Source organism: Microbulbifer discodermiae (genome assembly GCF_040742695.1).
In the GTDB taxonomy this organism is placed as follows: Bacteria; Pseudomonadota; Gammaproteobacteria; order Pseudomonadales; family Cellvibrionaceae; genus Microbulbifer.
Genome location: NZ_JBFLAB010000001.1, coordinates 96629 through 109802, shown reverse-complemented (window position 1 = coordinate 109802; position 13174 = coordinate 96629). Strand labels below are relative to the sequence as shown.

Genomic DNA, 13174 nt, shown 5'->3' with positions numbered 1-13174 from the left:
ACCCCAGACCGGGGCCGCAAAGGGCCAGCTCGCTGTGATGCGCGCCCTGCGCTGGTTGGCGCGCAAGTTCTGGCTGTTGGTGATCACACTGGTGATCGCCCTGGCGCTGATGGTGCAGACGGGTCGTCTCCTGTCGCCACAGGTGGAGCGGTACCGTCCACAGATCAGCGATTGGTTGGGAGAACAGCTGGGGGTGCCGGTACAGGTGGCGGGGCTGTCACTGCGCTGGCGGGCGCTGGAAGTAGCGCTGGAGCTGCACAATCTGCGACTCGGTGACGCCGGCCAGGTACAAATGGGCTTCGGTCTCTTCCACCTGGACCTGCTGGCCAGCCTGTGGAACCGCGAACTGGTCTGGAAGAACCTGGAGGTACACGATTTCAGCGCCGCTATTCGCCAACTGGACAATGGCCGCTGGCATATCGAGGGATTTCCCATCCCCGCAGCGGAGCCGCCAGCGGGTAGCGGCGGCTCCACCCTGGCTCTGGGGGATCCGGCGCGTATTTTTCAATTGAGTCCAAAGGTGCTGGTGCGGGATGCCGCGCTGGCGGTGCGCCTCGAAGACGGTGGGACCGCACAGTTGAATGTACCGCAGGTGTTGCTGGAGTACAGCGGCAACTTTCGCCGCTTGAGTGCGCGGGCATTCCTGTCCCGGGACAGTGACGACACGGATGCTCCGCCGGTCGGCCGGGAAACCCTGCGCCTGATACTGGAGGGGCGCGGCAATCCGCGGGACAGGGAAAACTTCGCGCTCAGCGGCTATCTGCATCTGGACGATCTGCAGGTGGATGAGGAGGTGATCACTCTGTTGCATCAGCTGACCCCGGTGCCGGAGCGCTTCCACTGGACGGGCAGCAAACTGGCCAGCGGCAGCCTGTGGTTAAGCTCCGATTCCCAGGTGGGCTACCGGTTGCAGGGCCAGGTGAGCCTGGCACAGGTGGGGGAAGCGGCGCCGGTGGCAGAAGGTGATGCGGAAGCGTCTGCGGACAGCCGGCCGCCGTTGCTGGCGCCATTGCAATCCCTGGCCGGAGATATTTCCGGGCAGTGGCAGCCGGGCCAGAACTGGCAGCTGGCGTTGCAGGATGTGCGCCTGGACTGGCGGGACCAGCCGATACCGGCGCTAAATCTGCTGGTCCGCAACGATGAGGAGACCGGTCTGCGGCTGTCCGCCGACCGGCTGGAGCTGGGGGCCTGGAGTCGTATATTGCGGCGGCTGCAAGTGTTGCAGGGGCCGGCGCGGGACTGGTTGGAGGCGCTGGCACCGGAGGGTCGACTGGAGTCAATCCAATTTGCTCGGGGCGTCGATGGAAAAATCACTCTGGCGGCCAACCTGGTGGATGTCACCGCCCAGGCGCATCTCGGCGCGCCGGCGGTGCGCGGCCTGAGCGGTTATCTGGAGTTGCAGGGCGCCAACGGGCGTGTCGACCTGGATAGCGGCAGCGCCCTGGACCTGCATTTCCCCAAACTCTATCCCCAGGGTTTCGAATTTGAGCGCACCGCCGGCTCGGTTGCCTGGCATGTGGATCGCGATCGAAACTCGGTGCAGGTCTATTCCGGCGAATTGCAAATGGACGGTGCCCTGGGGCAGGTTGCGGGGCAGTTTCTGTTAAGGCTGCCGTTCACTCCCGGCAGCCGCGCAACTGAATTCACTTTGGCGCTGGGGTTGCGCGATGCACCCGTATCCGCCCAAGGGGCGCTGGTACCGGTGACCACCAGTGAAAGTCTCCGCGCCTGGCTCGACGGGGCACTGGGAGCGGATAACCCCGGGCGGGTGCCCCAGGCCGCCTTTATCTATCGCGGCTACTCCTTCCAAAAGGGCGACGACGCGCAACTGCTGGCACTGGGCCGGCATGCGGAACGGCAGACTGTGCAGTTGCAGGCGGAGGTCAGTCAGGGGCGTATCGACTATGCGCCGGGGTGGCCAACAGCCCGCGAGGTTGACGCCCGGCTGCTGGTCAATGATCGCAATGTCCAGGTCAGCGCCAGTGCTGCAAAGCTTTGGGATATCACCGCGCGCAACATCGAGGTGGCCCTGACGCCGGCGCCTTTGGGAGAGGGTTCCTTACTGGGAGTGCGCGCGCAGGTGGCGGGGCCGGCCCAAAGTGGCCTGCGGTTGCTGCGGGATTCCCCTCTGCGCGAGCATCTGGGCGACGCTTTCGACAGCTGGGAACTGGATGGCGATCTGAGCGGCAGCTTGACCCTGTCCCAGCCGTTGGGGGGCAGTAGCCTGAAACCGCAGCAAACTGTGCAGGTGGATTTGCGGGAGGGAAAACTGCAACTGGGCGACCTGCGGCTGGATATCGAAGAACTCGCCGGGCGGGTGCTCTACGACAGCGACGGCGGCCTGAGCGGGACCCGCTTGAACGGCAGTCTGTGGGGCCGCCCGCTGACTGCCGAGATAGAGCACCCGGGTCAGGGTTCGCAGCGCGATACGCAGGTGGTGGTCCGCGGCAGTGCCGACGTGGCGGCGGTGGGCGACTGGTCCGGGCGCCCGGAGCTGAAGTGGCTGGATGGCATATTCGATTACCGCACCCTGGTGACCATTCCCGCGCGGACCAAAGAGATGCCCTACGCAGCGGTGGTGGAGGTGACTACTGACCTCAAAGGAGTGGCGGTTAACCTGCCGCCGCCACTGGACAAAACCGCAGAGGAGAGGAGCAATCTCGTACTGCGCGTACCGGTGGGCGAGCAGGGCAGTCTCTACCATCTCAGTTACGGCGAGCAACTGCAGGGGCGCTTTTGGCAGGTCGGGGGCGAGCTGGTGCGCGGCAACATCGCCCTCAATACAGCGGCCAAGCTCCCCACCGCTCGTGAACTGTCGATTACCGGGGACCTGTCACAAGTGGATTTGACCTCCTGGCGCCGGGTACTGGAAGTCTATGATATCGCCGCCGAAGGTCAGGCGCAGGGCGAGGATACGCCGGCGGCGGACAGCAGCCCGCTGCCCGTCACCCTGGATCTGGGGACCGACCGGCTGATCCTGGGCCAGAAAGAGATCGCCAACCTGCATGCGCGGGGTCGCGGGGTCGGCGCGGACTGGCGTATCGATTTCGACAGCGAGACCGCGAGTGGCCAGTTCAGCGGTATTTTGAATGCCGAGACCCCGCTGCAGCTGAAGTTGCGGTATCTGCGCCTGCCCGCACCAAAGGCATCGGAGAAGCCGTCACCGGAATCCGCCGAAGGCGAGTCCGAGGCAGTGGAGCTGGTCGCCGATCCCTGGTCGGGTTTCGATTTCAGCAGTTTGCCCCAACTGGACTTCAGTGCCGACAGTGTCAGCCTGGGGGAAGAGGATTTGGGCCCCTGGTCCTTTCGCCTGCGTCCCTCCGCGGACCGCCTGGTGTTGAGTGATATTCGCGGCACCGCGCGCGGGATCACGGTGGAGGGGCGCGGCTCGGGAGAGGACAGGCTGGGCGCACAGCTGATGTGGTTGCGCCACCCGGACGGCAGCGAGTCGTCCCAGTTTATCGGCGCTCTGCGCTCCGCCGACCTGGCCGATGTGCAGAAGGCCTGGGGGCAGGAGCCCGCGATCGAAAGTGAGTATGCGCGGTTTGATACCGCCCTGAGCTGGAGTGGCTCGCCGGCAGCGGCAGTGGGCAAACAGCTGGTGGGGGAGCTGAAAATCGATATCCGCAAGGGGCGCTTCTTGCGCTCCACGGGCAGCGCCGGTTCGGCGCTGCTGCGGCTTTTGTCGCTGTTCAATTTCGACACCTGGGCGCGGCGGCTGCGACTGGATTTCTCCGATCTGTATCAGAGCGGCATGGCGTTCGACCGGGTGCGCGGTGAAGTGAATTTCGAGGGGGATGGCCAGTTGTTGATCGCCGTGCCTATTCAGGTGGACGGGCCCACCAGTGAGTTGCAGATGGCGGGGCAGCTCAACGTGGCCCGCGAGGACCTGGACCTGACCCTGGTGGCCACCCTGCCGGTGGGCAACAACCTGGCGCTGGTGGCGGCGATTGCCGGTGGACTGCCCGCTGCCGCGGGTGTGTATCTGATCAGCAAGGTGTTCAAGAAGCAGGTGAACAAAGTGGCTTCGGTCAGCTACCGCATCAGTGGTGACTGGGCGGACCCGGATATTCGTTTCGACAAGATGTTTGATGACGAGGGAGCCCAGCGGCAGGGCAGTGCGGCCAGCGAACAGGGTGCCAAACCGGACGTGGCCGAGTGGCCGGGACCGGGCACGCCTTCGTCCCCTCCGCCCTAGGGACTGTTGAAAGAGGCTTTCCCACAGGTTGCCAGTTGAACTGTGGCGCGAAAGAATACTCAAAGCTGTACCCAATAAGTCAACATGAGAGGCAGTCTTCCATGGGTAATCTAAGGTTTCTCGCGCCGCTGTTACTGGTGTTCGCCACTCTGTCGGCCTGTACCGAGGCGGAGCACGAGCGGGACAAGTCGATGACCGCGGCCCAGGCCCGGGAAAATATTGCCGCGGGGACCAACCTGACTGCGATTCCCAAGTCGGTCTGGCGGCAGCTTTTGCCACCGGACCAGTTCGAGATACTGTGGGAAAAGGGCACTGAGCGCCCCTTTACGGGCAAGTGGCTGAACAACAAGGCGGAGGGGGTTTACGTCTCTGCCGGCTGTCGCCTGCCGGTGTTCAGCTCCTCTCACAAGTACAAGTCGGGCACCGGATGGCCGAGCTTCTGGGATGTGGCGCATCCGGAAAATGTAGTGCTCAAAGACGACTACAGTTGGGGGCTGAAACGCACCGAAGTTCTGTCGGCCTGCGGTGAGCACCTGGGCCATGTGTTCAAGGATGGCCCCGGACCCACCGGCCTGCGCTACTGCCTGAACTCACTGGCACTGGATTTCGTTCCCAGTGTTGCAAAAACCGAATAATTGTTCGATATTGTTGCCTGCGGCCCAAGGGTCGTGCCGCAGGCAGGGATTGAGCAGTGGTATTGCGAAGCGCCGGTTGCCCGGCGTTTTGCCACTCGCTGCACAGTGACAAATGTACCCGCCGCCGGCTTCCGCGAAGCATAATCAATAAGCTGAGGTCCGTGCAGATGTCTGATGCCACCACGGCGGGAATACCCATAGACCGCTACACCCTGTTCCGGGTGTTCAAGTACACCGTCTACCTGTTGCTCGTCTTCAATGTGGGCGCGTTTTTCCTGGAAAACCATGCGGTAGCCGCGGCTGTGTTTGCCGACGGCGTGCAGCCGGGTCGGGTGATCGAGGCCTACAACGATTCCATTGACACCCTGGCCTGGGTGATCCTGCTGTTGGTGTTCGAACTGGAGACTTTCGTCCTGCCGGACCACATGCTGCGCGGTGGGGTGAAATGGTCCCTCAATGCAATTTCCGCTGTCTGCTATCTGTTTATCGTGTATTCCTTTTACGGCTATGTGGTTGAAATGATTTCGCTGGGCCAGTTGCTGCCCAATCTGCAGCCGGTTTGCGAGCTGGCGGCGCAGGGCGGTTGGTCGCTGGTCCAGGAGGCTGATGACTATGTGGCGCTTACTACAGCAAATTGCGCCGCTCTGGGCAGCGGCGAAACACTGCGGCTGGCCGGTGCCCAGGTGCTCGGCTCAGTGGACTCCTGGCATAGCATCCAAAGGCTGGCCTGGACCGATGTGATCAATGCCGGCGCCTGGCTACTTTTGGTGGCTGTCCTGGCGTTCGATGTGTGGCTGCAACTGCGGCACGAGCTGTCCAACCGGATAATGCACTACTCGCGGATGATCAAGGCATTGTTGTATTTCACCCTGTTGCTGTGTGCCCTTTACTGGGGGATCAATGGCACTTTTCTGGATTTCTGGGATGCCTTTCTGTGGCTGGTGGCCTTCTTCTGTATCGAGATGAACCTGTTCCAGTGGCAGGCGGAAACCTGCGCTGAGCCGGCGGTGCAGACGGGCTGAACCGATTGCCTGTGATTGATTGCTGTCGTCGCTTGGATACCATCGGGCGACGAGGGTTGCGTGGGCCCGGATATTCCTGTCCATGACAAAAGGTGTTGAAAGCTACTTTTTCGACAGCCCGCTAAAGTGATGCCAGAAGGTCGCGCAGGTAACGGAACAGTTTGCGCTGATTGGCGGGGGGCCTGTTGTGTTGAATCTCCCGCTTGGCATCGCGCACCAGTTGTCGCAGGTGTTGGTGGTCTGCCTGGGGGAAACGATCAAAAAATTTCTTTTGCGCGTCTTTGCCGCCCTCCAATAGCTGCCTGCGCCACTCCTCCGCCAAGCGGTCCACACGCAGGTGTTGCTGGTCCCTTTCCCTGAATTGGTTCAGGGCCACTTCAATGGCCTCGCTATCGACCCGTCGCATCAGCTTGCCGATGTACTGCAGCTGTCGCCGTCGCGCTTCGTTGGACTTGATCCGGTGCAAAGTGTCGAGCGCTTCGCGCAGATCATTTTCCAGGGGAATAGTGTCCAGCTGTGCCGGTGACAATTTACTTAAACGGCGCCCCAGTTCCTGCAGCGCGTGCATTTCCTGTTTGACCTGGGTCTTGCTTTTTGGCAGTTCGTCGCCGGAGTCGCTAAAGTCGTCGGGTTGTTCCATACACAAATTCTTTTGCAGTCTTATCAAAACTCTGGGTCAGGCAAAAAACCAGGTGGCCAGGCCGAGGAACGACAGGAAGCCCACCACGTCGGTGACGGTGGTCAGTGCCACGCCCCCGGCCAGCGCCGGGTCTATGTGCAGCGCGCGCAGTATTACCGGCAGTGTGGCGCCCGCCAGCGCGGCGGTAATCAGGCTGATGACCATCGCCGCGAGGATGGTGATGGCGATCCTGCTGTCGTTAAACCACAAGCCGGCGATGGCGCCGAGGACCAGGGACCAGAGCAGGGCGTTGAGGGCGCCGGACAGCAGTTCCCGGTTGAGCAGCCAGCTGAGATTGCTGCGGCCTATCTGCCCCAGTGCCATGCCGCGAATCACCACCGTCAGAGTCTGGTTGCCGGCGACGCCGCCCATACTGGCGACGATGGGCATCAGCACGGCCAGGGCCACCACCTTGTCGATGGTATCCTGAAACAGATTAATGACCCAGGAGGCCAGCAGTGCAGTCAGCAGGTTGACGCCCAGCCAGATGGCCCGGCGCGGCGCTGTGCGGCGCACCGGGGCGAAGGTGTCTTCCTCTTCGTCCAGGCCGGCGAGGCTCATCAGCGAATGGTCCGCCTCCTCGCGGATCACATCCACCACATCGTCGATGGTGATCCGCCCGAGCAGACGCTTGTGCTCGTCCACCACAGGGGCGGTGATCCAGTCGTATTTGGTAAACAGCCGTGCGACCTCTGTGTCACTGAGATCCGCCGGAATCGGGTCTACATCCGTGTTCATCACTTCCCGCACGGTGATCGATGGATCGCTGGTGAGCAGGCGGGATAATGGCAGCAGGCCGATATACTGGTCTTTGCGGTTGACCACGAACAGGTTGTCAGTGGATTCCGGCAGCTGTTCATGGCGGCGCAGATAGCGCAGTACCACGTCCAGGGTGAGATTGGGGCGCACGGAAATGGTGTCCGTGTTCATCAGACCACCGGCGGTCTCCTCGTCGTAGGCGAGGACACTCTCCACCCGCAGGCGGTCGGTTTCACTCATCGCTGACAGCACTTCCGCCATTACCCGCTCCGGCAGGTGCTGCAAAATATCGGCGACGTCGTCGGCGTCCAGCCCCTCCATGGCGGCCACCATCTCTTCGGTGTCCATGGTTGCCAGGATCTGGCTCTGTACCTCTTCGCTCAGTTCCTGCAGGACTTCGCCTTCCACCTCCTTGTCGATCAGTTTCCACAATACCTGGCGGATTTTGGGTGGAGAGCTTTCCACCAGCTGGGCGATACTCTGCGGGGACAGGGTGCTGAGCATGTGCCGCACCTCGCGCCCGGTACCACTGTCCAGGGCGGCAAACAGTTCGCCGAGGCGATTTTGAGCGGGAAACTGGATTTCCGCGGAAGGCGGGTTGGACACAGGCTTCCCCTTGCTGCCGGAATGAGGTGAGGCGGGAATTATAGCTGCCGACCCCGGGCCGGCGCGAGTGTCGGCAATAGCGGTACCACCAGTTTGTTGAAAAGCGTATTGCCTGGCTTTCTCACCGGGCCTGCGCCGCTCTCAGTTCGGCGCTGGCACATGCGTGTACCCTGCAGCTTTTTGAGTCGCCGGGTCAATGATATGCGGGATTGATCTCTACTCAGCTTCGCCGAAACGATCGGTCACCAGTGAGCTGATGGCGGCGAGCGCGACATCCTCATCTGCACCACACACTTCCAGTTCCAGCTCTGTGCCTTTGGCTGCAGCCAGCAGCATCAGTGCCATGACACTCTTGCCATCGACGGACTTGCCGCGACAGTGGACCCTGATATCCGCCTCGAAGCGCGCGGAGGTCTGCGCAAACTTGCTTGCGGCGCGCGCGTGCAGTCCGAGTTTATTGACGATGAGCAGACGGTTTTTCAGCATCTTTTTCTGCGACTTGCGGGGGATTGACGAATTATTTCTGTTGCTCCCGGTGGCGAATCTGGATGTTGCGGAACTGCTCCCGGAATATCCCAGCCAGCTGTTCAACCATGTAGACAGAGCGGTGGCGCCCCCCGGTACAACCGATGGCTACGCAGGTGTAGCTGCGGTTGCTCTTCTGATACGACGGCAGCCAGCGCTGCAGGAAGTGGGTGATATCGCTCTGCATGGCCCCGGTTTCCGGGTGCTGGCGCAAAAACTCCACCACCTCCGGATCGAGACCGGTTTTATTGCGCAGTTCCGCCACCCAGTAGGGGTTGGGCAGGCAGCGCAGGTCAAACACCAGGTCGGCATCAATCGGTACGCCGTGTTTAAACCCGAACGACTGGAACAGTATTGCCATCTCGGGGGAGTCGTCGCCCACGACGCGGTTTTTTACCAGTTCACGGAGCTGGTGCAGGCTGAGGCTGCTGGTATCGATCACCAGGTCGGCCATGGCGGCGAGCGGGGCCAGCAGCTCCTTCTCGCGGTTCAGCGCCTCGACCAGATGGGTGCGATTGTCGCTCAGGGGGTGTTTGCGGCGGGTCTCGCTGAAACGCTGGACCAGCACCGGCGAGCGGGCATCCAGATAGAAGACGTCGCATTTGACCCCGCTCGTACGCAGTTTCTCGATGACTTCCGGGGCCTGCTGGATGTCCTGCCACAGATTCCGCGCGTCGATGCCGAGCGCCAGGCTGGTCTCCTCTCCGCGTTGCTGTTCCCGGACCCGGTTGATCAGCTCCGGCAGCAGGCTGGCGGGAATATTGTCGATACAGTTGAAGCCGACGTCCTCCAGCAACTGCAGCGCAGAACTCTTGCCGGAACCGGAACGACCGCTGATGATGACCACGCGCATGGGGAAATCCCTTTGTGACTGGCTTGCCGCCTCATGCAAACGGGGTATGACAGGTGGGTTTGAGCTCTGTCCCGGGCGGCAATAATTCTCACCACTGGTGCATTATGCGGCGGCAGCGCTGTCAATTGCCAGTGCGTACAGCTCGTCGCCACTCTGGGCTCGACGTAATTTGGTTCTAACCCGGCTGTCGCTGAACAGTGCCGCTATCTCGGCCAGGGTTTCCAGGTGCTGTTGCTCGGAGTTTTCCGGCACCAATAGGGCAAACAGCAGGTCGACTGGCTGGCGGTCAGCAGAGTCAAAATCCACTGCTGGGTCGGTAGTACACAGAACGCCAATGGGCCCTTCGCAACCGGGGAGGCGGCAGTGGGGAATTGCCACTCCCTCACCGATGCCGGTGGAACCCAGCCGCTCCCGGGCGATAAGCCGGTTGAACACGGTATCGGCGTCCAGTTGCGGATACTGTTCGGCGATGGCTTGGGCGATGTTCAGGAGCAGCTTTTTTTTGCTGCTTCCCGGCAGTTTGCACAGACTCAGGGTGGGTGAGAGTAATGCTTCCAGGATCATAACTTAGCGGTGCTTGCGCAACTTTTCTTTATGTTTTACCAACTGCCGGTCAAGTTTGTCGGTCAGTGCATCGATTGCAGCGTACATGTCGTCCGCTTCGGAATTGGCGAAGATTTCGGCCCCGTTCACGTGTATCAGCGCTTCGGAGCGCTGAAGCTCCCGCTCGATGGACAGGGTGATCTGGACGCTGGTGATCAAATCGTTGTGGTGGGAGAGCCGTTCCAGTTTTTCACGACAGTAATCGCGCAGAGCCGGGGTCAGTTCCAGGTGGCGGCCACTGATGTTGATCTGCATGGAATTCTCCTCAAAGAGAGTATTGCTTGCTGGCGCTAGCTCCGCCAGGGCGGCAACCCTACTAGGAAGTACGCCAAAATGGAAGGATACACTCAAAGTCGGGGGTTTGGAGATGCGCCGGGTTGATTTATCTGTCGGCGACAGATTGGTGTCTCGAATTGGTGACCCCGGGCCCGGAGCTGTAACCGGGGGTCTTGCAGCTTGGCGGGGCGGGGCGTCCTGAGACAGTGCCACCGCCGGTGGAGACCGTTGCAAGCTTTTGAAAAGTAACCGATTTCGCGTAATCGCACAGGTTTTCAAGGGCGACAATCCAGTCGATAATCTCTCAGCGATTGGGTTTCCTAGGGCCTGTTCACACTACCTGAGTTGGCCCTGTTGTGACAGAAAAGGGGCCAATCGAGGCACGAGGGGAGAAGTTTGGTTGTTCCAAATGAGCGACGAGCAACGAAGAGTGGCGCCTTTTCCGGCACAACCCGAAGGGCTGCCCCTGGTTTCGTGCCTTGCGGCGTTAGAAATTGCTTATGTGGGTCCACCACATTGCGCAATTCCTGCCGTACAGGCCACCAAATCAGTAGCAGCAGGGCCAACTCAGGTAGTGTGAACAGGCCCTAGACCAGTCTCTTGCGCTCGCTGGATGAGGGGATTCCCATGGACTCGCGGTACTTGGCCACGGTGCGGCGGGCCACCTTGACCCCGCTCTGGCCGAGTTCCTGAGCAATTTTATTGTCGGACAATGGCTTGCGGGGTGATTCGGCGTCGATCAGCTTGCGGATGATGGCGCGGATGGCTGTTGAGGATGCCTCTTCCCCGGAATCGGTGCTGACCTGATTGGAAAAGAAGTACTTGAGTTCGAAGGTGCCGCGCGGCGTCAGCATATATTTGTTGGCGGTGACCCGGGAGATGGTCGATTCATGCATGCCGATGGTTTCGGCGATATCCGCCAGGATCATGGGTTTCATCGCCTCCGGCCCCAGTTCAAAAAAATCGCGCTGCCTGTCAACGATACTGGAGGCGACCTTCAGCAGGGTTTCATTGCGGCTCCGCAGACTCTTCAGAAACCAGCGCGCTTCCTGCAGGTTGTCCCGCAGAAAGTTATTGTCGCTGGATTTGTCGGCCCGCCTGATCATGGAGGCATAGTTACCGTTGATTCTCAGTCGCGGCGTGGCTTCCGGGTTCAGTTCCACCAGCCAGCGTTGCTGTTTCCGGGTGACCACCACGTCGGGCACCAGGTACTGGGGCTGATCATTGTCAAATGCGATCCCAGGGTGCGGATTGAGGGTTTGGATCAGCCGTACGACTTCACCCAACTGGGCCTCGCTGAGGCGGGTGCGGCGGCTGAGCTGGCGAAAATCCCGCTTGCCCAGAAGCTGCAGGTGCTCGCCTACCAGGGTCTGGGCCTGTTTCAGCCAGGGGGTGTCTGCCGGTAACTGGCGCAGTTGCAGCAGCAGACACTCGCGCAGATCGCGGGCTCCGCAGCCAGCCGGGTCGAGCTGTTGCACCGTTTTCAGCACCGCCACGACATCGTCGGTGTCGACGCCCAGTGCTGCGCCCAGTTCTTCGACGCTGGAGAGCAGAAACCCGCTGGGAGAGATGCAGTCGATAAGATTTTCCGCGATGCGCTTGTCTTCCACCGAGAGGGTGGTGAGGTTCAATTGCCACAAGAGATGGCTGCGGAGATTGTCGGGGGTGGCATTGCCCTGCTCGGTGGAGAGTTCGTCCCCGGTGTCGAAGCCCCCACTGTAGCTGCCTCCGCCATAGATATCGTCCCAGCGGGTGTCCACCGGCAGCTCGCTGGGGATGTCCTGGCTCCAGTCGCCCTCTTCGGTGGTGCGCTCATCGCTGCTGTCGGTACCCCGCTCGGGCTCCCGCTGCTCCCCGGACCACTCGGAAGGCTCCTCCTGGTCCGCCTCAAGTAGTGGGTTGCTGTCGAGTATGGACTGGATTTCCTGCTGCAGGTCGGGCGTCGACAACTGCAATAGGCGAATGGCCTGTTGCAGCTGAGGGGTCATGGTCAGCTGGGTACCGAGTTTTAGCTGCAGGGACTGCTTCATACCAGGAGTCGCACACTGAGTCGGCGGAGGAATCGTCTTTAGGGAGACGAGGAAGCAGACTAAACTCCTGACTGGTCAATTACAAGCAATAACTGTGCCGCTTGGAATGGGCGAGGGAAAGGCTGGGTAAATATGGGCGCCCCAATGTAATCGGGCCGCGGCAAATCAAGCGTGAGCTACTTGATTTGCCGTGGAGGGGTTGCGGACACGCCAGATTGAGGGAAGCCAGGGAGGGCTTTCGACAACCAGCTAGATGGTAAACTCGTGACCCAGATAGACCTCCCGGACCTGCTGGTTGGCCAGTACTTCCGCCGGAGTGCCGGCGGCGATGATATGGCCCTCACTGACTATGTAGGCGGTTTCGCAGATATCCAGCGTTTCGCGTACATTGTGATCCGTGATCAAGACCCCGATACCGCGATCGCGCAGATGGCGAATTATCTGTTTGATGTCTTTGACGGAGATGGGGTCCACCCCGGCAAAGGGTTCATCCAGCAACACGAAGTCGGGATCCGTGGCCAGCGCGCGGGCTATCTCCACCCGGCGACGCTCGCCACCCGAAAGCGCCATACCCAGGCTCTTTTCGATATGGGTAATATTGAATTCCTGCATCAGTTCACGCAGTTGCTGCAGGCGGTCGGCCCTGCTCAGGTCCCGGCGTGTCTCGAGGATGGCGAGAATGTTGTCGCGCACCGTCAGGCGGCGGAACACCGATGCCTCCTGCGGCAGGTAGCCGATACCCCTGCGCGCCCGGCCGTGCATCGACAGGCGGGTGATATCCAGATTGTCGATCATCACCTGTCCGGCATCGGCCCGTACCAGGCCTGCGATCATGTAGAAGCAGGTGGTTTTACCGGCGCCATTGGGGCCCAACAGTCCCACCACCTGGGAGCTGCTGACGCTTACCGAGACGTCCTGTACAACCTTCCTTTTGTTGTACTGCTTGGCGAGGTGTAACGCTTTCAGCGTCGGCATAGTGTCTTCCACT

11 protein-coding genes are annotated in these 13174 nt (G+C 61.1%); 3 read left to right on the top strand and 8 right to left on the bottom strand.

Annotated features, from left to right (window positions below; translation table 11 throughout):
• The first annotated feature begins 37 nt into the window (after positions 1–37).
• From AB1S50_RS00445 to AB1S50_RS00435, 3 genes are all read left to right on the top strand, one after another.
• Positions 38–4198 (top strand): YhdP family protein, encoded by a 4161-nt coding sequence (locus AB1S50_RS00445; protein WP_367148435.1) that lies wholly within the window; start codon positions 38–40, stop codon positions 4196–4198.
• A 101-nt stretch (positions 4199–4299) separates the two neighbouring features.
• Positions 4300–4833, top strand: a complete 534-nt coding sequence (msrB, locus tag AB1S50_RS00440) for a peptide-methionine (R)-S-oxide reductase MsrB (RefSeq protein WP_367148389.1) — start codon at positions 4300–4302, stop codon at positions 4831–4833.
• A gap of 167 nt (positions 4834–5000) precedes the next feature.
• Positions 5001–5855: a hypothetical protein gene (locus AB1S50_RS00435; RefSeq protein ID WP_367148388.1), complete on the top strand. Its 855-nt coding sequence runs from the start codon at positions 5001–5003 to the stop codon at positions 5853–5855.
• Positions 5856–5976: 121 nt separating this feature from the next.
• Here the strand turns inward: AB1S50_RS00435 and yjgA are convergent, their stop codons facing one another.
• From yjgA to lptB, 8 genes are all read right to left on the bottom strand, one after another.
• The gene (gene yjgA / locus AB1S50_RS00430; protein WP_367148387.1) at positions 5977–6495 is read right to left on the bottom strand and encodes a ribosome biogenesis factor YjgA; all 519 of its coding nucleotides are present in this window, start codon (positions 6493–6495) and stop codon (positions 5977–5979) included.
• A 36-nt stretch (positions 6496–6531) separates the two neighbouring features.
• Positions 6532–7899, bottom strand: coding sequence for a magnesium transporter (gene mgtE, locus AB1S50_RS00425; RefSeq protein ID WP_367148386.1), 1368 nt, complete (start codon positions 7897–7899; stop codon positions 6532–6534).
• Positions 7900–8115: 216 nt separating this feature from the next.
• Positions 8116–8385, bottom strand: coding sequence for an HPr family phosphocarrier protein (locus tag AB1S50_RS00420; protein ID WP_367148385.1), 270 nt, complete (start codon positions 8383–8385; stop codon positions 8116–8118).
• A gap of 31 nt (positions 8386–8416) precedes the next feature.
• Complete coding sequence (gene rapZ, locus AB1S50_RS00415) at positions 8417–9277, bottom strand: RNase adapter RapZ (protein ID WP_367148384.1); 861 nt, start codon at positions 9275–9277, stop codon at positions 8417–8419.
• A 102-nt stretch (positions 9278–9379) separates the two neighbouring features.
• On the bottom strand, positions 9380–9841 hold the full coding sequence (gene ptsN / locus AB1S50_RS00410; RefSeq protein WP_367148383.1) for a PTS IIA-like nitrogen regulatory protein PtsN: 462 nt from the start codon (positions 9839–9841) through the stop codon (positions 9380–9382).
• 3 nt (positions 9842–9844) lie between these two features.
• Positions 9845–10135: a ribosome hibernation-promoting factor, HPF/YfiA family gene (hpf, locus tag AB1S50_RS00405; protein ID WP_367148382.1), complete on the bottom strand. Its 291-nt coding sequence runs from the start codon at positions 10133–10135 to the stop codon at positions 9845–9847.
• A gap of 608 nt (positions 10136–10743) precedes the next feature.
• A complete protein-coding gene (locus tag AB1S50_RS00400; RefSeq protein ID WP_367148381.1) occupies positions 10744–12186 on the bottom strand; it encodes an RNA polymerase factor sigma-54 in 1443 nt (480 codons plus the stop codon).
• A gap of 249 nt (positions 12187–12435) precedes the next feature.
• A complete protein-coding gene (lptB, locus tag AB1S50_RS00395) occupies positions 12436–13161 on the bottom strand; it encodes an LPS export ABC transporter ATP-binding protein (protein ID WP_367148380.1) in 726 nt (241 codons plus the stop codon).
• Positions 13162–13174 lie beyond the last annotated feature (13 nt).